The sequence below is a fragment of the Sphingomonas sp. TDK1 genome (assembly GCF_001650735.1).
GTDB lineage: Bacteria > Pseudomonadota > Alphaproteobacteria > Sphingomonadales > Sphingomonadaceae > Sphingomonas.
Window position 1 is genome coordinate 151604 of sequence record NZ_LXVY01000046.1, and the last position, 19123, is coordinate 170726.

Consider the following 19123-nt stretch of genomic DNA (forward strand, 5'->3'; position numbering starts at 1 on the left):
CAATCGACGGAGGGGCATCGCGGGGGGGCGAGGTGCCTACGCGCTCACCGCATCATAAAAATGAATAGCTTTCAGTAGGATTGACGGACAACGCTCGCATCACGCTGCGGGGTACGTCCGGTGACGGGGGCCTCAATCGGGAGAAAAGGAAGGCGGCGGCGTCTTGCCCCAGGCACGGTCGGGTGTCGGCGCCAGCGTGAAGTCCAGCGTTCCGCCGCGCTCGACGAAGCGCGCCGGCAACCACGCCTGCTCGCGCCGCTGGCCGTCGACCTTGAGAGACTGGACATAGGGGGCCGCGGGCCCGGCGCCCTTCGCCCGGATGACGATACGCGCGCCAGGACGGCGGATCGTCACGCCGGAGAAGGAAGGGCTGCCCACTACCAGATCGGCGCGACCTGGGTAGAGCGGATATACGCCGAGCGCGGACCAGACATACCAGGACGACATCTGCCCCAGATCGTCGTTGCCGGAGATGCCAGCCGGCGTATTGGTCCAGATGCGTCGCATCGCCTCGCGCACCGTCTCCTGCGTCTTCCAGGGTTCGCCGGTGAACAGATAGAGCCAGGGCGCGGCGATCGACGGCTCATTGTCCATCTCCGCATGCAGCGGGCCCGACTTGGTCACCGCCCAGCTGCCGTCGGGCTTGCGGAAGAAGGCATCGAGCCGCCGGGACGCAGCCGCGGGGCCGCCGAGCGCAGCGATCAGCCCTCCCGCATCGAATGGCACCATCCACAGATATTGCGCACCGCTGCCCTCGACGAACGCGTCTTCGCCGGCCGGATCGAAGCGGGGCCAGCTGCCATCGGCGTTGCGCGGCTGGATATACCCGCCTTGCGGGGTTGCCTTGGGATTGAACAGGTTGCGCCACCAGCCGGATCGCGCGCGGAACAGACGTGCCCCCTCGCGGTCCCCCGTGGCACGGGCCAGTTCGCTCAGGCCGAAATCGGCGGCCGCCAGCTCCAGCGTGTCCGACGCGGTACCCCATCCGGGGGCGCCGACCGGCATGTAATGGAGCCGCAGCCACTGATCGAGGCCGGGGCGCTGCCCGATGCAGAGCACCGGACAGCCCTTGCGGCTCAGATCCTTCTCGGTCGGCACCGTCGCCGCGCGCTTCAGCGAGGCGTAGGCGCGCTTCGCATCGAAGCTCCGCCCGCCGAAAGCGTAAATAGCGGCGACGGACGCCGGCGAAGGGTCGCCGTTCATCACGCTCGTCGCGCCGGTAAGGTGCGTCCAGCGATCCCACACCCCGCCATTCTGGTCCGCCTGGTTGAGCAGCGACTGGGCGATATCGGCGCCGCGCCGTGGATCCAGCAGGGTCACCAGCTGCAACTGGGACCGGTACACATCCCAGCCCGAGTAATTGGCATATTGCGCACCTTGCCCGCGCGACAGCCGGTGCACGGCGCCGTCGAATCCGCGGTAGCGCCCATCCGCATCGCTGTAGAGATTGGGAGTCAGCAATGCGTGGTAGAGCGCGGTGTAGAACACGGTCCGCTCGTCGCGTGCGCCGCCCTCGATCGCGATCTGGCCGAGGCGCCGGTTCCAGATCGCACGCCCCGCCACCTGGGTAGCCTCCAGGGTGGTGCCGGCGGGGCTTTCACGCGCCAGATTCGCGCGGGCGCCAGCTGAATCGACATAGGAGATACCCACCCGCATGGTCACGACGGGCGTGCGCTTCGGATCGAAGCGGATCCAGCCGCCCGCCCCCTTCCCGGCGGGCGGATGGCCTTCGGTGCCATAGCTGGTTCCGCCGCCGCCCTGCGCCGCGCCCGGCATCACCTTGTCGTCGCGCCACGTGCCGCCGACCTCGAACGGCTGGTCGAAGACGGCGACGAAGTGCAGCGTGTAGTAACTCTCGCGCCGGTCGGCGGCGAGATACCCGCAAAAATTGCCGCTGGTCACCGATCCGGTGACGGTGCGCGTCACGGGATCGATGGCGATGGTCGAGGCGGTGCTGCCGACTTCGCTGTCAGAGGTGCGAAACAGCAGATTGGCCGGCCGATCCGCGGGGAACGTGAAGCGCCCCACGGCCGTTCGGTCCGTCGCGCCGAGGTCGACCTTCACGCCATTGCCTAGCCTGACGGCGTAGCGCCCGGGGCTCGCGGTCTCCTCGGCATGATCGAGCATGCTGGCATAGCGCATGCCGGCGGCCGCCGATGCCGGGGACATTTCGACCGCGCCGGTGACAGGCATGATCGGGATATCGCCACTAGCTCCCGTGCAACCGGTGCCCGACACGTGCGTGAGGCTGAAGCCGCGAATGCCGTTGGCACGCCACTCATAGCCCCCGGGCGCGGCGGAGGCCGTGCGCTGTCCCGGCAGAGGCGTCTCTTCCGGGCTAAAGGCAACCATGCCGAACGGCAGCGACACGCCGGGAAACACGTTGCCGCCATTGGTCGTGCCGATGAACGGGTTCACGTCGCTGGCGGGATCGCCGCCCGCGTCGCGCTGGCCGGCAGCTTGCCCGACGCTGGCGATCCCCAGCGCCGCGATGACCACGACACGCATCATGCCAATTCCCCCACAAAAGAACATTTGCTTACGATATTCATGAGAGTGTTCGACCATCGTGCTGGCTGCAAGCCTTAAAGCGACGCGCGCCTCGACCGCATCGCGCATTCAGATGTTTCCCGCGGGAACGGGCATCCCCCCCCCCGCGAACGGCTGCAGGTCTGACGGTTCAGGGGGTGATGCACTGCAATTGCCGCCGTGGCGTTGCCCGACCGCGAGAATGACGGGCCAACCGGCCTCCCCGGTTCAACGGTCCCGTGAGGCGGGCGGCATCCATCTCGATCTGTACCGCAAAGGGGGCGGGCGCCGCCGGCTGCGCCGATGCCGCGCCGGCGAAAGCAACTCCCGCGGCGACCGACAGCCAGCGCTTGGTCCTCCATATCTCTCCATCGTCGAAGTACGGGGAGACGCTGGTCGACGGTGGGCGCAAGATGGCGCTGCCACTATCATGTTCGGGGCGGGCGGCACGTGCCGCGAACGGTCGCCTGGCCGTTCTCCCGCGGCATTTCCGCGCGCGTTCCTTCCATCCGAGGCCGAGGATGGAAAGCGGCCCGGCTGCGCGGTAGAGACGTTCGCCTGCATCCTTGGGCTATCAGGCCCTTCCAGGAGAAGACGATGCGTTCAGATGGCACGGTAGCACAGGTAGATCGCCGAAACTTCGTAGCACTGGCAGCGGCCAGCGGGCTTGCCTCGATCTTGCCACGCCAAGTTTCTGCCGCTTCGGTGCGGCAAAACTATGCGCTTCCCGCTGGGCAATGGGTGGTCACGAGCGCAACCAGCGCGTGGCAACTGGCCGACAAGGCGGCGCTAACCCCCTCCGTCAGCGCGGATCCCGCCGACGTACTGCTGCAGTTCGATCGTCCGCAACAGACCATGGAAGGCTTCGGCGCCTGCTTCAACGAGATGGGGTGGGATGCCATCAGCCTGTTGCCGCACGCCGATCAGGACGCCATCTTTGAAGCGCTGTTCGGCGATGCCGGCCTGGGTTTTTCCCTGTGCCGCATGCCGATCGGCGCCAATGATTTTGCCCGTGACTGGTATTCCTATGACGAGACGCCGGGCGATTTCGCGCTCCGCGACTTCCGTCTCTCCCGCGACGATGCGACGCTCGTCCCCTTCATCCAGCGGGCACAGCATGTCCGCCCGGCGCTTCGGCTCTGGGCTTCGCCGTGGAGCCCTCCAAGCTGGATGAAGACCAATGGCCATTATGCCTCGGTGCCCAACAGGACAGGCTGGCCCAGCAATGGACTCAGACCGGATCAGGTCGGCACCGAAGGCACCGACATGTTCGTCCAGGACGAGCGCTATTTCGATGCCTATGCGCGTTACTTCGGCAGGTTCATCGATGAATATGCCAAACGGGGCATTCGGATCGGCATGGTCATGCCGCAGAACGAGTTCAATTCGGCGCAACCCTTCCCCAGCTGCTGCTGGACGCCGTCCGGCCTCGCCCGCTTTCTCCCGCACCTCGGAAGGGAAATGACGCGTCGGGACGTGGACGTTTTCTTCGGCACGATGGAACGCCCCGATGATCGGCTGTTCGAAACCGTCTATGCCGACAAGGCGGCGGCGGCTGTCATCCGCGGCGTCGGGGTGCAGTGGGCCGGTCGCGGCGCATTGCCTTTCCTGGCACGAAACCATCCGACGCTTCGCTTCTACATGAGCGAGCAGGAATGCGGCGACGGTCGGAACGACTGGCGCTATGCGCGCTATGTGTGGAGCTTGATGAAGAGCTACCTGTCGAACGGCTGCAGCGGCTACAATTACTGGAATATCGCGCTGGTCGATGGAGGCGTCAGCCGCTGGGGCTGGGCGCAGAACTCGCTGCTCAGCGTGAACCGCGCGACCCGCGGATGGCGCTGGAATCACGAATTCTATCTGCTGAAGCATCTGGCGGGCATCGTGCGCCCCGGAGCAACGCGCATTCCAGCGGTAAGCTGGACCGGCTATGAGGACGTGCTGGCCTTCCGCAATCGCGATGGCAGCCTGGCGATCATGGCGCACAACCCCACGAATGCGCAGATGAACCTGCGCATCGGCATCGGCGGGTCGATTCTGGAGACACGATTGCCCGCAGATTCCTTTGGCTCGGTTCTGCTGCCTTGACGGCCAAATGCCACCACGCGGCACCGCGGAAACCGGCCCGTACGCGCGCGGCAAACGGGCCGGCGATGTCTCGCCGACACGGCGAGCGACCGAAAGCCGGCTGCCCTTCGCTCTCAGGGCTGCCAGCTAGGCCGGTATGACGGGTCGAGCTGTCGATCGACGAAATAGGCCGCGCTGATGAAGGCCAGGTGGGTCAATGCCTGCGGATAGTTGCCAAGCGGCAGTCCCCTATCGTCGGTCTCCTCTGCGAACAGGCCTAGCGGGTTGGCGTAGGCAATTCCCCTGGCCAGTATCATCTGCGCGTCGTCCAGCCGTCCGGCCCGCGCCAGGCATTCGGCATACCAGAAGGTGCAGGTCGTGAAGGCGCCCTCCCTGCCCGTCAGGCCGTCGCCGCTCCGGTAGCGGTACACCAGCCCGTCGTCGCAGAGCTCCGCTTCGATGGCGGCCAGCGTCTTCAGCCAGACAGGATCGGTCGACGAGACGAACCGCACGAGCGGCAGCATCAGCAGCGCCGCGTCCAGCGCGGTCCCGCCGCGCTCCTGGACGAAATAGCCATGCTCCGGATGCCGGAAATTGGTCCACACATCGTCGACGATGGCGTCGCGGGCCTCGGCCCACGCGACCAGCGGCGCCGGGAGCGAACGCTTCTTGGCAAGCCGGATGGCGCGGTCCAGCGCGACCCAGCACATCACGCGCGAATGAAGAAAATGGCGCGGCTCGGAGCGCATCTCCCAAATGCCGGCATCGGCCTCCTGCCAATGTTCGATCACGTACTCGACCAGGCCGCGAACGTGCTGCCACCCCTCGTGGTGAATGGCAGGCCCATATTTGTTGACCAGATAGGCGCTGTCGAGAAGGTCGCCGAAAATGTCGAGCTGCTTCTGTTCGCTCGCGGCGTTGCCGATCCGCACCGGGCGGCTCCCGGCATATCCCGAAAGATGCTGGAGTTCGCGCTCTTCGCCCGGCAACCCGCCGTCAAGCGCGTACAGAATGCGCAGCGGGCTTTCCCGGCCCGCGGTCACGACGCGCCCGCTCACCCATCGGTAGAAATGCTCGGCCTCCTCGGTAAAGCCCAGGCGCAGGAAGGCATAGACGGTAAACGATGCATCCCGGATCCAGGTCGCGCGATAGTCCCAGTTGCGTTCGCCTCCCTTGGTTTCGGGCAGCGAGAAGGTAGCGGCGGCGGCGATCGACCCATGTCGAGCCGACGTCAGAAGCTTCAGCGTCAGCGCGGAGCGCAGCACCTGTTCGCGCCAGCGCCCCTTGTAGGTCGATTGGGACGCCCAGTCGCGCCAAGCGCGCGTCGTTTCCGCGATCAGCCCCCGCACTGCCCCCTGGTCAGGGCGCGGCGTGGTATTGTCGCCGAGAACGAACCAGGCACTTTCGCCTTTGGACAAGGTGAAGCGCGCGCTCACGCCATCCGGCTGCGGATCGAGGGGAACCGAGGCGAAGAGACGGAGCGACAGATCGTCGCCGGAGAAGTGCACCCCGCCCTCGATCGCCGAAACCTGCGGGATTTCGCGGGCATAGTCGAACCGTGGGGCACACCGCATGGTGAAGGTCACCCTGCCGCTGGTGACCGTCAGGAACCGGACCAGGCGGCGCGCATCGGTGTCCGGCCCTTTTCCCGTTCCGGGGTGCGGCATCAGATCGACCACCTCGGCGCTACCGTTCTCGGCGATCCAGCGTGTGAGCAGCACGTTGGTGTCGGGCACATAGAGCTGCAAGGGACGCGGATCGTCGAGATCGGGCGCGATTTCGAACGCGCCACCCTGCTCGCCGTCCAGGAGGTCCGCGAAGATCGTAGGGCTGTCGAGCGCGGGCCAGCAAAGATAGTCGATGGTGCCATCGCGGGCGACCAGAGCCGCGGTCTCCAAATTGCCGATGATGCCGTGATCGCCGATCGTGCGGAGCGACTTACCCATTGTCGCGGAATTCGGGGTAGAGGGACATACCGCCATCGACGAACAACGTGGTACCGGTGACATAGTCGGCTTCATCCGATGCGAGCCACACAACGGCCCGCGCCACATCTTCCGGTTCCCCGATCCGGCCATAGGGAATGAGCCGAAGCAGCTTGGCGAGCGCTTCCTCGCTGTCCCACGCATCCTTGTTGATCGGGGTTCGGATGGCGCCCGGCGCAACGGCGTTCACCCGGATGCCGTCAGCGGCGACTTCCTGGGCGAGCGAGCGGGTCAACATGCGCAACCCGCCCTTGGCGGACGCATAGTTGACGTGCCCAGCCCAAGGGATGATTTCGTGGACCGAACTCATCGCGACGATCACGCCGGCACCGCGGGCGGGACGTCCCTGCTGCGGCTGCGCACGGAAGCGTTTCACGGCTTCGCGCGCGCACAGGAACTGCCCGGTCAGATTGATGCCGATGACCGTGTTCCAGTCTTCCAGCGACATATCGGCGACCGCGGCATCCTTCTGCACGCCGGAGTTGGAGACCAGCACGTCGATGCGGCCAAAGGCGGCGGCGGCCTCGTCGAACAGGCGGACGACCTCCGCCTCCTCCGACACGTCGGCCTGCACGGCGATTGCCTTCCCGCCCTGTTCGGCAATCCGCCGGACGAGCGCCTCTGCCGGTTCGGCCTGGGAATGATAGTTCACCGCAACGGCGGCCCCGGCAGCAGCAACCGCCTCCGCCACCGCAAGGCCGATCCCGGAGCTCGCACCGGTAACGATCGCGGCATGGCCCGCGAGAGAGCCTCTGTTCGTCTGCATGGAACGTCTCCAGAACTGCACGGCGAGGCGCCGCGTCGCGCGACAACGCTCGAACCAGCACGACGGCTATCGGGAAAATCGCACCCGGTGCTCCAAGGGGAAGTCCGAAAGGGCGAATCGCCGGTCGGCCATGCGGGGACCAAGCCCCTCGCAAAGGCGTGCCCCGTACAAGACGGCGCCGTCCTCCAGGAACGATCCCGCCCCGCCGCCATTCTTGAGGCACACCGATGCCGGAGATCATGATGCGCGAATTCGACCTGTATTACTGGCCGGTGCCGTTCCGAGGGCAGTTCCTTCGAGCCATCCTTGCTTTTGCGGGGGCGCGCTGGACCGAACATGATGCGGACGAGATCGCGGCGCTGATGGAGCAAGACGCTAGCGACCAGCCGGTCGCCTTCATGGGGCCGCCGGTGCTTGTCGACCGGGAACGCGATGTCGCGCTGTCGCAAATGCCGGCAATTGCCATGTACCTGGGCGAGCGGCTGAACCTGCTGCCTCCCTCGGCGGAAGATCGAGCGCGCACTGCCAAGATCGCCAACGACGCCAATGACGTGATCGACGAACTCACGCTGGACGGCGGGCGCGAGATGTGGACGCAAGAGCGTTGGAACGCTTTCGTACCGCGATTGCAAAAGTGGATGCACATCTTTGAAGATATGGGTGCGCGAAGAGGCCTGACAGCGGCGAAAGGTTTCCTGCTCGGTACGCCGACGCCGGGCGTCGCGGATATCATCACGTCCATTCTGTGGACCACCATGGCAGATCACTTGCCGAAGACAGCGGCGCTCTGCGAGGAGGCGGCCCCTGCCCTCTGGGGTCTAGCCGGCCGAATGCAGGAAACCCCGCAGCTTGCCACCCTTCGACAGAAGAGCGCCGCCGATTTCGGCGACACCTATTGCGGCGGCGAGATCGAGCATTCCCTGCACAAGGTGGCCGGCTGACCGCGCGATGATCGAAACCAAGGGCGCTTGATCCGCCGTACGCGGGTAATGCCCGATCTCGATAGGTCGCCCGTCGCGAGCATTCCGTTCCCCATTTCCGAGCGGGACGCACCGCGGCGACCATCACTTAAGCGGCGTATACCTGCAGGTGAAACGAGGCACCGTTGCATCGTCTGCAGGTGCTAGATGGATGTACAGCCTGTCGCCCGCCAACCCGTCGAGGCAGAAGATGGCGTCCGCATCGTACAGATCGTCGCGGTGGGCATCCTTCCACCCCGGTACGGCGGCCAGTGCCCGAGCCTTTGCTTCTCTCGCCGACCCGGCGACCACGAACATGTTCTTGTGACGTTCGGCGAAATCGACGCCGTCATAGCCCCCGAGATTGACGAACCACAGTTTCTCCCGCGCGCCAGGCCGCTCGGGACGCAGCAAGATCGAATGGCCATCGGCCCGATCAATTTCCGCCCAGCAGTCGATATGCAGTGTGCCGGGCGTACCCCACCATTCGGCGCGCAACTGGTCATATGTGTCCTGGATCGCGTTCGCGACGACGAACCTGATGTCATGGACCTCGATATGGGCAGAGGGATGCTCCCCGCCGACATAGATCGCGAACAGCTTCATCGAGCCGCCTCCCAAACATTCATCCCTCAAGCCGCCGCTTCAAGCGAGGCGGCATCCGCCACTGCCGCAAGTTCCGTGCCCACGATCGTCCCGATCTCGTGGGAGCTGGTGATGCCTTGTATGAAGGGGTGTCGCTGCAGCAGGAAAGGAATGCTGAGGCAGAAAAGCTGTGCCCGCGCCGGGTGCGTGCTCAACGGATGGAACTGCGCATCCACGACGATGCCTTTGACGCCTGCGCCGTCGGCCTCAGCCGCGTCCTTGACCACGCCCTGCTTCAGAAGCGTCGAGAAGGGAAAGTCTTCCGCGCCGAGCGGGGCTTGGCCGGTGGCATCGATGAACGCCGGAAAATGTCGGCGCCGGCCCGCAATCGTTACGACCGCCCCCGGCACAGACTTCGTATCGATACTGCCCCCCTGCCCGAGCGCGACGACCTCCAGCCGGCCGGCGCGATGCAACGCCAGCATGCGTTCAATCGAGAGATGCGGCACGGTGGCGTAATCGTCGACGAAGACGGGCTTCAGCGTAGTGTTGAAGCGATGCAGTGCTTCTTCGTCGAGATGCGGAGCAATCAGTCCAAATGTCTCATGCATCCGCAGGATCGCGTAGCGCCACGGCACCGTATGGCAGCTTTCGAAATGGCTTCGTGCTTCGGCCAGGTTCGCTGCCGCCCAGTCAAAGGGATCCGCGGCCAGACGCTCGGCGAAATATCGGTCGCAGAAGGTTTCCAGTGTCACGGCAGAGAGACCGACAGCCTCGGCATACACGGGATCTGCAGCCGCAAGCTCGTCGCGGAACAGCGCGAACGCCCGATCCAGCAAATCCTCGCCGCCCTGCTCGATCAGGGCCGAAATGGCTTCGGGGGTGCATATGGCCAGCGGTTCATAAGGTAGCGGGTGGTAGAAATCCGCCTCCGGCAACAACCCCTTCCGGGAAATCATCGTGATGGCGAAATCATCTGCGTCCGGGTCTATCCGGTAGCGCAGCGCCTCGCCTTCGGCCTGCTCGAACGCGCCATGCGTCGTCGCCATCGTGACCGCCGCGTCGATAGCGGTCAGCGAACTGCCGAGAATGCCGATCGAGGCCGGCGGGATACGTTGCAGCGCGGTGGCCGGCCACGGACTGAGGAAATAGCCGGGTTTGACCTCGGGCTCCTCCGGCCATTGGTGCCCGGTTGCCAGAACGACCTCATCGTGCGCGCGTTCAAAATTGGTGCCTCTGCGGGGCAGGAGCGAGAGGCAGATCCGATTGCTGTCGGCGCGGATATCCGTCACGCGAACACCGGTAACGACGTCCACCGCCATCCCCCGCCCTCTGGCAGTCGCGACGAGCCATTCAAACTGTTCCTGGAAATATGCGCCGAGCGCCACGCGCGGATAGAACGCATGCGGGTCAATCGCATCGGGATCAACGCCCAGGCGCAGGAGACGTCGTCTCGGCTGGCGTTCGAGCCACGCGCACAGCGTTTCCCGGATCGGCGGGATCTCGATACTGGCGATGTTCGAGAGCATCGCCGGATCGTTCCAGCCAGGTCGATAGGGCGTGCCGAGACCCGCCTGCGACTGGGCCTCGTAGATCGTTATGTCAGCGCCCCCGTGCATGGCCTCCAGCAGAGCATGCAACGTGTAGATCGTCGTCGGACCAGCACCGACAAAGGCAATGGATGGGCGCATCGGGTCTGAAAGCTCGACGAGACTCCTTGTGCCATGCCCTTTGGTGCATGCCTGTCGTGCAGGCCCCAGCCCCCCAGCGAAGCCGCAGCCGCGTTACGCGCCGCTGAACGGGGGCTGCCAAAGAGAACCGAGTAACGTCAGAGCATTCGTGGCAGCACGTCGGTCTCGCGCCCGCGATCAAAGAACCGATGCTTGATGACGCCAAGGATGTGGAGGGCAGCCAATGCAAGCAGCGTGTATGCGAGCGTCTTGTGCGCCAACGCGAACACCGCAAAAGCACGATCGTTCTTCGGCAGCATTTCGGGCAGCTCGTGTCCGAAAAAAGGTATGCCGTCGCTTTGCGTGAAACTGCTGGACATCGCATACCCCATCAAAGGGACGATGATCGCGAGCGCCAGCAACGCGTAATGGACGCCGCCTGATAGCGCCCTCTCCCATTTAGAAAGCCCCGCAGGATGGGGCGGCAGGGCGGAACGAAGGCGGACGACCAGCGCGACAGTGCCGACCACGAACGCCAGGACGCCGAACTCCTTGTGGATCGGGTACATCCACGCGAACTTCGCAGGCATGGTGTCGGGGAGGCTGGTCATCGTCCAGCCCAGCGCGACCAATGCCAGAAGAAGCGCTGCGCGCGCCCAGTGGAGCAGCCGCATCAGCAACGGATACCGCGAGTTTGCGTGCGTCATCGTGTTCCTTTCCTCAAATGTCGCCGCCCAGCGCGCGGTAGAGCGCCGCGGCGGCGATCAGTTGATCTCGTCGTGCCAGGAGCGCGGCCTGTCGCGCCGTGTAGGAGGTCCGCTGCGCATCGAGCAATTCCAGGCGACTGGTCTGTCCCGCGGCGTAGGCCATGGCGGCCAGCGCGGTCCGGCGCTCGGCTGCGGCCACCGCGGCGCGCTGTTCGGTAACCTGCGCCGTATAGGTAGCCTGCGCGGCCATCCCGTCGGCGACCTCGCGGAACCCCGTCTGGATCGCCTTTTCATAGCTGGCGACCGCGCTCGACGTTCGCAGCCTCGCAAGGTCGAGATTGCCGCGCAGTTCGCCCCCGCGGAAGATCGGCACGCTGACAGCCGGAGCATAGGACCAGCTGCGGTTGGCGCCGCGGAACAGGTTGTCCAACGCCAGGCTGGCGAATCCGAACGCACCCGTCAGCGAGACGCGCGGGAAGAAGGCGGCACGTGCAGCGCCGATATCGGCATTGGCCGCGCGCAGCTCATGCTCCGCCTGGGCAATATCCGGGCGCCGTGCCAGCAGGTCCGAGGGCGCGCCCGCCGCCAGCCCGGTGCGGACCGGCTGATCGAGGAGCGACAGCGCGGGCGGCAGATCGGCGGGCAGCGGTGCGCCCACCGCAAGCGTCAGCGCGTTCGTCGACTGCACCCGTTCGCGCTCGCGCTGGGCGAGATCGGCCTGCGCCTGCCGGACCAGCCCCTCTGCCTGGGCGATATCGAGGCCGCTCGCCTGCCCCGCCGCCCGGCGCTGACGCGCAATGTCCAGCGATGCCTTCCAGTCCTCCAGCGTCGCGCGCGCCAAGGCCCATTGCTCCTCGGCTAGCCGCTCGTTCCAATAGGCGTCGGCCACCGCACCGATTACCGACAGCCGCACCGCTCGGCGCGCCTCGACCGAGGCGAGCCAGCGCTGGAGCGCCGCCGCGTTCATCGCGTGCAGCCGCCCGAACAGATCGATTTCGAAGCTGGTTAGCGCCGCCTGCGCGGAAATCTGGCCGAATTCAAACCCAGTGGCACCGCTGCCCGGCGCCAAGCCGACACCGGCGCCGGCAACCGACGCGGGCTGGCGCTGGCGGGTATAGCTTCCGTCGACGTTGACCGCAGGGAGGGCCTGCGCGCGCTGCACCCGCAGCTGCGCATGGATCGACTCTGCGCTGAGCGCGGCGATGCGCAGGTCGCGGTTGCTTTCGAGCGATAGCGCAATCAGCCGTTGCAGACGCGGATCGCCGAACATGCCCCGCCATTCGGGCAGCGCCTCCGTACCGTCGGCCACCGGATAGGCATCGGCGATGGGTGGAGTCGGCAAGGTGAGCGTCGGCGTCATCGAGCAGCCGGTCGTCGCCAGCAGCAGCACGAGCGAAAGATGGCGCATCCTCATGCCTCCTTATCCTTGCGACGGCCCTGCCAGCGTTCCGCCAGCCCCACTACCACCACGAAGAACACCGGCACGAACAACAGCGCGAGCACGGTGCCTGTAATCATGCCGCCGAACACGCCGGTGCCGATTGCCTGCTGGGTTTCGGCACTAGCCCCGTGCGCCAGCATCAGCGGCAGCACGCCGAGGGTGAAGGCCAGGCTCGTCATCACGATCGGCCGCAGGCGCACTCGTGCCGCGGCGATAGCGGCCTCGATGAGGCTGCTGCCGCTCGCGCGATACTGTTTGGCGAATTCGACGATCAGGATCGCATTCTTGGCGCTCAGCCCGATAATCGTGATCAGCCCCACCTTGAAGAAGATGTCGTTGGTCAGCCCGCGCATCACCACCGCGGAAACCGCGCCGATCAGTCCCAGTGGCACCACCAGCATCACCGCCATGGGTATCGACCAGCTTTCATACAGCGCGGCCAGCACCAGGAAGACGACCAGCATCGATAGCAGGATCAGCGTCGGCGCCTGCGCACCCGCCTCACGCTCTTGAAGCGACTGGCCGGTCCATTCGATCGCGAAGCCGGGCGGCAGCTGCGCTGCCAGCCGCGCCATCTCGCGCATCGCGTCGCCGCTCGAGGTTCCCGGCGCGGCGGTACCGGTGATGCTCACGGAGGGGTAGCCGTTATAAGTAGCAAGCTGGAGCGGGCTGGTGGTCCATATCGGCGTGACCAGCTCGGCGAGCGCGACCGTCCTGCCCTCGGTACCGCGCACGCGCAGCCGCAGCACGTCGTCCACGGTCATGCGGTCCTTGGCATCGGCTTGCACGATAACCTGCTGCAGGTGCCCCTTATTAGGGAAATCGTTGACATAGCTGCTACCGAGCGCGGTACCGATCATGTCGGTGATCGCGCTGAACGACACACCCAGCGCGCGCGCCTTGGCGCGGTCGATGTCGAGCCGTACGCTGGCACCGGCAGGCAGCCCCTCGGCATAGACGCCCTCAAGCTTCGCGCTACGCGCGGCGGCGGCGATCAGCGCATCCCGCGCGGCGAACAGCGCCTGCCGTCCCTTGCCCGCGCGATCCTCCAGCCGCAGCGCGAAACCCGACGAGGTGCCAAGTTCGTCGATCGCCGGCGGCAACATGCTCATTACCTGGCCTTCATGCACCGTCTTCTGCATCGCCGCATCCGCGGCGGCGGCTTCCGTACGCACGTCGGTGCCGCCGCGGTGGCCCCAATCCTTGAGGATGGTGTAGATCATCGCCGCATTGGGACCTGACCCTGAGAAACCGAAGCCCAGGATCGCCTCCGTGCGCTCGACGCCCGGCCGCCCGGCCATGTGACGCTCGAACGCCTGCACGGCCTCCCGGGTGCGGGCGGCAGTGGCATTGGCGGGGAGCTGGAAACTGGTCATGAAATAACCTTGGTCCTCCTCCGGGAGAAAGGACGAGGGCAGCTGGGTGAAGGCCAGACCGAGCAGGCCGAGAAGCACGCCGAACACCAGCATCATCCGCAGCGAACGCTTCAGCAGCGCCCGCACCCAGCCCTGATAGCGTCGGGTGGCAGACTCGAACTGGCGATCGAACCAGGCGAAGAAGCGGTTCTTGCGCGGTTCGTCCTCCAGCGGCTTGAGCAGCGTGGCGCACAGTGCCGGAGTCAGCGTGAGGGCCAGGAAGGCGGAGAGCAGGATCGATACCGCCATGGCCATCGAGAACTGGCGATAGATGGTGCCCACCGACCCTGCAGCGAACGCCATGGGTACGAATACCGCCGAAAGCACCAGCGTGATGCCGATCACCGCCGGCGTGATCTCATGCATTGCCTTTCGCGTGGCCTCTCGGGGCCCGAGGTGCTCCTCGTGCATCAACCGCTCGACATTCTCGACGACGACGATCGCGTCGTCGACGATGATGCCGATCGCCAGCACCATGCCGAACATGGTCAGCACGTTGATCGAAAAGCCCGTCGCGAGCATCACCGCGATCGTGCCGAGCAGCGCGATCGGTGCGACGATCGCCGGGATCAGCGTGTAGCGCACCTTCTGGAGAAACAGATACATCACCAGAAAGACGAGCAGCATCGCCTCGGCCAGCGTCTGCAGCACCTTCTCGATCGAGATGCGTACGAATGGCGCCGTGTCGAAACCTACCGACCAGCTCATCCCCGCCGGCAGCGCGTGCGCAAGCTCGTCCATGCGCGCGCGCACCGCCTGCGAGGTAGCGACGGCATTGGCGCCGGGGCTGAGCTGAATCGCAGCGGAAGCGGCAACCTTACCGTTCTCTCGGGTGGCGTTGCCGAAGCTCTGTGCGCCCAGCTCGATCCGGGCGACCTTGTCGAGCGTGACGCTCGATCCGTCGATATTCGCCTTCAGGATGACGCCGGCGAAATCCTCAATGGTCTTGAGCTGGCCGTCGGCGGTAAGCGGTACCAGCACGCGCTGCCCCTGCGCCGTCGGCTCTGCGCCGAGCGTACCGGGCGCGATCTGGACGTTCTGCTCGGTGATCGCTGCGGTGACGTCGCTGCTCGTCAGGCCGAAGCCGGCGAGCTTGGCCGGATCGATCCAGATCCGCATGGCCCGCTCGGCGGAGAAATTCTGGACGCGGCCAACGCCGGGCAGGCGCTTGAGCTCGTCGACGATGTTGCGCGTCATATAGTCGGACAGCGCAACCTCATCCTGCGGCCCGTCGGACATCAAGCTGACGATCATCAGGAAGCCGGAACTCGCGGATTCGACGGTCACGCCAGTCTGCCGAACCACTTGCGGCAGTCGCGGCTCGATTGCCTTCAGCCGGTTCTGGACGTCGACCTGCGCCATTTCCGGGTTGGTGCCGGGACGGAAGGTGGCGGTGATCGTGGCGGAACCGGAGCTGTCGGCGGAGCTCTCGAAATAGAGCAGGTTCTTCACGCTCGAAAGCTCGCGCTGGATCAGCGAGACGACGCTGTCGTTCAGCGTCTGCGGGGTGGCGCCGGGATAGCTGGCATAGATGCTGACGGTCGGCGGTGCGACGCTGGGGAAACGCGCGACCGGCAGTTGCGGAATGGCCAGCACGCCCGCCAGCACGATCGCGATGGCGATGACCCAGGCGAAGACGGGGCGGTCGATGAAGAATTGCGGCATGGTTCCGTCCTCAGCCTGCGCCGCGATCGCGCCAGGGGATCTGCTTCACCGGGGTGTTTGGCTGCACACGGTCCTGCCCCTCGACGATCACCACCTCACCCGCGCGAAGCCCGGACAGCACGAGGTACCGGCCGCCGACCATCGACCCCAGCTGCACGCGCCGCAGATGCACGCGGTCCTGCGAATCCACCACCGCCAGCTGCGCCGCTCCGTCATCGGCACGGATGACGGCCTGTTGCGGCACTGTCAGCCCGGCAGGCATGGGCGCGCGCGGCAAGCGGGCGCGGACAAACATGCCCGGTAGCAGGCGCTCGCCCGGATTGGCGACCTCGACCCGGACCAGCGCATCGCCGGTGGCCGGATCGACGGCAACACCGGAAAACAGGATGCGACCCCGGATCGGATGCGTCGCACCCGATGCCAGTATGATCTCGACGGGCCCCGCCGCGCCGCCGGCAGCACGCAGCGCGGCATAGCGTTCGGCCGTCTGGCGAACGTCGACATAGACCCTGTCGATCTGCTGCACCGTTGCGAGCGGCGTCGCGTCTCCCGCAGTCGCCAGCGCGCCTTCGGTAAGGTTGGCAGCGCCTATCCGGCCGGCGATGGGCGCGGTCACCCGGGCGAAGCCGAGGTCGACCTGGCGACGGCGCAGCGTGGCACGCGCTTCAGCCAACTCGGCGGCGGCCTGGTTCCGTGCGGCGACGGCATCGTCATAGCTCTGACGGCTGATCGCATCGGCAGCGACCAGCGGCTTCAGCCGTTCAGCCTGGGTCCGCGCGCGGTCATAGGCGGCCGTGGCCTTCTGCACAGTTGCGCGTGCCATATCGGCATCGGCGCGGAACGGCGCCGGGCTGATCTCGAACAGCACCTGTCCCGCCCGCACCGTCGAGCCCTGCTCGAACAGGCGGCGCTGCAGGATCCCGCCGATCTGCGGCCGGATCTCGGCCGTGCGGAACGCGACGACACGGCCCGGCAGCTCGTCGCTCGCCACCACGGGCCTCGCCATGATTCGCAGCGTAAGCACCTCCACCTCCTGCGTCGGCGGAAGTGGTGCGGTGTCGGCAGCGCAGGCGCCCAGCGCGCCGGCAGCCGCCAGCACGACCGGCAGGGTTCGGTAAAGCGTTCGAGCCATCATGCCGGCGCCTATCCGCGCGTTCGGTTGCGTCTCTGTCGACATTGTGTGGAGAGTTTGTGGAGACGCACTGGCGGCGCTTCCGTTTTGGCTGATAGGGATCGCATCATGCCTGTCGGAGCCTGCCCCGAATGAACCCGCTCGCGCTGATCGCCGAAGACGACAAGGACATTGCCGATATCCTCCGCGCCTATCTGGAGCGCGAGGGCTTCCGCACGGTGCAGGCGGGCGAAGGCCGCACTGCGCTGGACCTGCACCTGGCGCTGAAGCCCGACGTGCTGCTGCTCGACATCACGATGCCGCTGGTCGACGGCTGGGAGGTGCTCTCCGAAGTGCGCCGACGGGGTGGTACGCCAGTGCTGGTGCTCACCGCGCTCGACCAGGATATCGACAAGCTCCAGGCGCTGCGCATCGGCGCCGACGACTATGTCGTCAAGCCGTTCAACCCAGTGGAGGTCGTGGCGCGGGTGAAGGCGGTGCGGCGCCGCGCCGGGCCGGGCGCGTCCGGCGGGGTGTTGCGGATCGGCCCCGTCGAGATCGACACGATAGCACACCTCGTCCGCACCGACCGGGGCGAGGTGGCACTGACGCTAACCGAGTTCCGCCTGCTCACCCACATGGCGCGCACCCCCACCCGCGTGTTCAGCCGTAGCGAACTGCTCGACGCCTGCCTGCCGGGGTCGGATGCGCTCGATCGGACGGTGGACAGCCATGTCAGCAAGCTGCGCCGCAAGCTGGAACAGGCCGGCGCCCCCGAGATGCCGGAAGGCGTACGAGGCGTAGGCTATAGGCTCTGGTCGCGGTCATGAAGACGCGGATGAGCCTGGCCCGCCAGCTGGCAATCGCAATGGCGGCACTGGCGACAATGGCCATCGTCGCCACCTCGGCCACCTTCTACATCGTGTATGCGGTGCTGGAACGGTTGCAGGTCATCGCCCCGCTGCCACCTGGGGTCGACGGTTTCACTAGCCTCGATCTCGGCATAACCCTAACCGGCTGCCTCTTCGGCGCGCTGTTGGCGCTCGCGATCGCGCTGTGGGTGTCCAGACGGATCGTCCGCCCGCTACGCGCCTTGGGGGACGCCGCGCGCCGCATCGCTGAGGGCGATCTTGCCACAAGGATCGAGCCGATGCCGGAGGCCCATGGCGAGACGGCGCTGCTCATCGCCGATTTCAACGCGATGGCGGGACGGTTGCGGGGAATGTCCGAAGACGTTTCGACATGGAATGCCCAGATCGCCCACGAGCTGCGCACGCCTCTCACGATCCTTCGCGGGCGGTTGCAGGGCGCGCAGGACGGCGTATTCGCGCTCGACGCGCAACTGATCGCCGGACTGTTGCAGCAGGTCGACGGCCTCACCCGCCTCGTCGAGGACCTGCGCAGCGTCAGCCTGGCGGACAGTGGGCGGCTGGAGCTGACGCTTACGGAGGTGGATGTCAGGGCGGAAGTCGAGGCGCTGGCGCCCGCCCTCGCATCGATGCTCGCGCCTGCGGGCTTCGGCCTGGCGCTGGACCTGCGGCCCGGGTTCGTTCGCGCCGATCCAGCCCGGCTGCGTCAGGCGATCCTCGCGCTCGTCGAAAACGCGCGTCGCCATGCCGATCCGTGCGTGCTCCGGATCGAGACCGATTTCATCGATTCCGTCGCGGCGATCAGCGTGATTGATGGAGGTCCCGGCCTTCGTTCCGGATTTCAGAATCGGGCGTTCGACCCATTCGCGAGGGACACGCGGGACACGCGGGACACGCAGGGAACGGGACTGGGGCTCGCCGTTGTCCGAGCCATCGCGCGCGCCCACGGCGGCGATGCCGCATACGCACGGACCGCGACCCAATCCATTTTCAGGCTGAACTTGCCCCTGCCGGACTCCAAGGCGCCGTAGCCCCCGGCAGCGGGGCCGCAAACGGATACCACGTTGCAGCGGAGGCTGCCTGCAAGGTCCGACGCGGGAAAGCTGCATCTGCTCAACTGCCGCCGACATCGTATCGCGGATCGCTCGGCATTGCCGCCGTTCATCCCCCCCCCGTCTGATGGGATGGTGGTATGAAGAGGTTGCGGAAGGGAGCCCGTCCCCCCCGAGGGTCTGGAGCCCGATAGGGAGCAAGGGTCCCTTCCGCGTTGGTCACAACCCTGAACAGTTGCTTGGGACTACCGATCCCGCACGACATGGACAGGAGCCATACCATGCCACAAGCCGTCATCGGC

At 66.3% G+C, this 19123-nt stretch carries 13 protein-coding genes; 4 read left to right on the forward strand and 9 right to left on the reverse strand.

Annotated elements, in window-relative coordinates; translation table 11 throughout:
- Positions 1 to 132: 132 nt before the first annotated feature.
- Positions 133 to 2511 (reverse strand): GH92 family glycosyl hydrolase, encoded by a 2379-nt coding sequence (locus tag A7X12_RS22820; RefSeq protein ID WP_157105694.1) that lies wholly within the window; start codon positions 2509 to 2511, stop codon positions 133 to 135.
- Positions 2512 to 3126: 615 nt separating this feature from the next.
- Here A7X12_RS22820 and A7X12_RS22825 point away from each other — a divergent pair.
- Positions 3127 to 4617 (forward strand): glycoside hydrolase family 30 protein, encoded by a 1491-nt coding sequence (locus tag A7X12_RS22825; protein WP_084445973.1) that lies wholly within the window; start codon positions 3127 to 3129, stop codon positions 4615 to 4617.
- 113 nt (positions 4618 to 4730) lie between these two features.
- Here the strand turns inward: A7X12_RS22825 and A7X12_RS22830 are convergent, their stop codons facing one another.
- Both A7X12_RS22830 and A7X12_RS22835 read right to left on the reverse strand, forming a co-directional pair.
- Positions 4731 to 6542 (reverse strand): glycoside hydrolase family 15 protein, encoded by a 1812-nt coding sequence (locus A7X12_RS22830; RefSeq protein ID WP_064313740.1) that lies wholly within the window; start codon positions 6540 to 6542, stop codon positions 4731 to 4733.
- Complete coding sequence (locus A7X12_RS22835) at positions 6535 to 7347, reverse strand: glucose 1-dehydrogenase (protein WP_064313741.1); 813 nt, start codon at positions 7345 to 7347, stop codon at positions 6535 to 6537. Before A7X12_RS22835 ends, A7X12_RS22830 begins: the two co-directional genes overlap by 8 nt.
- Positions 7348 to 7574: 227 nt before the next feature.
- Between A7X12_RS22835 and A7X12_RS22840 the strand changes: the two genes are divergently transcribed.
- The gene (locus A7X12_RS22840) at positions 7575 to 8288 is read left to right on the forward strand and encodes a glutathione S-transferase (RefSeq protein WP_269747841.1); all 714 of its coding nucleotides are present in this window, start codon (positions 7575 to 7577) and stop codon (positions 8286 to 8288) included.
- A gap of 123 nt (positions 8289 to 8411) precedes the next feature.
- Here A7X12_RS22840 and A7X12_RS22845 read toward each other — a convergent pair whose 3' ends face one another.
- From A7X12_RS22845 to A7X12_RS22870, 6 genes are all read right to left on the reverse strand, one after another.
- Entirely contained in the window at positions 8412 to 8912 is a 501-nt protein-coding gene (locus A7X12_RS22845) for a DUF1543 domain-containing protein (protein ID WP_064313742.1), read from the reverse strand.
- 26 nt (positions 8913 to 8938) lie between these two features.
- A complete protein-coding gene (locus A7X12_RS22850; protein WP_064313743.1) occupies positions 8939 to 10582 on the reverse strand; it encodes an FAD/NAD(P)-binding protein in 1644 nt (547 codons plus the stop codon).
- Positions 10583 to 10719: 137 nt separating this feature from the next.
- Entirely contained in the window at positions 10720 to 11268 is a 549-nt protein-coding gene (locus A7X12_RS22855) for a cytochrome b (protein ID WP_064313744.1), read from the reverse strand.
- 13 nt (positions 11269 to 11281) lie between these two features.
- Complete coding sequence (locus tag A7X12_RS22860; RefSeq protein WP_064313745.1) at positions 11282 to 12676, reverse strand: efflux transporter outer membrane subunit; 1395 nt, start codon at positions 12674 to 12676, stop codon at positions 11282 to 11284.
- A gap of 2 nt (positions 12677 to 12678) precedes the next feature.
- Complete coding sequence (locus A7X12_RS22865; protein WP_064313746.1) at positions 12679 to 15789, reverse strand: multidrug efflux RND transporter permease subunit; 3111 nt, start codon at positions 15787 to 15789, stop codon at positions 12679 to 12681.
- 10 nt (positions 15790 to 15799) lie between these two features.
- Entirely contained in the window at positions 15800 to 16924 is a 1125-nt protein-coding gene (locus tag A7X12_RS22870; protein WP_232318659.1) for an efflux RND transporter periplasmic adaptor subunit, read from the reverse strand.
- A gap of 128 nt (positions 16925 to 17052) precedes the next feature.
- Here A7X12_RS22870 and A7X12_RS22875 point away from each other — a divergent pair, with 128 nt between their 5' ends.
- Positions 17053 to 17730, forward strand: coding sequence for a response regulator (locus A7X12_RS22875; RefSeq protein WP_064313747.1), 678 nt, complete (start codon positions 17053 to 17055; stop codon positions 17728 to 17730).
- Positions 17727 to 18800: an ATP-binding protein gene (locus A7X12_RS22880; protein ID WP_064313748.1), complete on the forward strand. Its 1074-nt coding sequence runs from the start codon at positions 17727 to 17729 to the stop codon at positions 18798 to 18800. The genes A7X12_RS22875 and A7X12_RS22880 overlap by 4 nt, the downstream gene beginning before the upstream one ends.
- Positions 18801 to 19123 lie beyond the last annotated feature (323 nt).

Excerpts from the sequence above, each read along its gene's own strand:
- A7X12_RS22820 (WP_157105694.1), bottom strand. The coding sequence starts at position 2,511 with ATGATGCGTGTCGTGGTCATCGCGGCGCTGGGGATCGCCAGCGTCGGG.
- A7X12_RS22825 (WP_084445973.1), top strand. The coding sequence starts at position 3,127 with ATGCGTTCAGATGGCACGGTAGCACAGGTAGATCGCCGAAACTTCGTA.
- A7X12_RS22830 (WP_064313740.1), bottom strand. The coding sequence starts at position 6,542 with ATGGGTAAGTCGCTCCGCACGATCGGCGATCACGGCATCATCGGCAAT.
- A7X12_RS22835 (WP_064313741.1), bottom strand. The coding sequence starts at position 7,347 with ATGCAGACGAACAGAGGCTCTCTCGCGGGCCATGCCGCGATCGTTACC.
- A7X12_RS22840 (WP_269747841.1), top strand. The coding sequence starts at position 7,575 with ATGCCGGAGATCATGATGCGCGAATTCGACCTGTATTACTGGCCGGTG.
- A7X12_RS22845 (WP_064313742.1), bottom strand. The coding sequence starts at position 8,912 with ATGAAGCTGTTCGCGATCTATGTCGGCGGGGAGCATCCCTCTGCCCAT.
- A7X12_RS22850 (WP_064313743.1), bottom strand. The coding sequence starts at position 10,582 with ATGCGCCCATCCATTGCCTTTGTCGGTGCTGGTCCGACGACGATCTAC.
- A7X12_RS22855 (WP_064313744.1), bottom strand. The coding sequence starts at position 11,268 with ATGACGCACGCAAACTCGCGGTATCCGTTGCTGATGCGGCTGCTCCAC.
- A7X12_RS22860 (WP_064313745.1), bottom strand. The coding sequence starts at position 12,676 with ATGCGCCATCTTTCGCTCGTGCTGCTGCTGGCGACGACCGGCTGCTCG.
- A7X12_RS22865 (WP_064313746.1), bottom strand. The coding sequence starts at position 15,789 with ATGCCGCAATTCTTCATCGACCGCCCCGTCTTCGCCTGGGTCATCGCC.
- A7X12_RS22870 (WP_232318659.1), bottom strand. The coding sequence starts at position 16,924 with ATGATGGCTCGAACGCTTTACCGAACCCTGCCGGTCGTGCTGGCGGCT.
- A7X12_RS22875 (WP_064313747.1), top strand. The coding sequence starts at position 17,053 with ATGAACCCGCTCGCGCTGATCGCCGAAGACGACAAGGACATTGCCGAT.
- A7X12_RS22880 (WP_064313748.1), top strand. The coding sequence starts at position 17,727 with ATGAAGACGCGGATGAGCCTGGCCCGCCAGCTGGCAATCGCAATGGCG.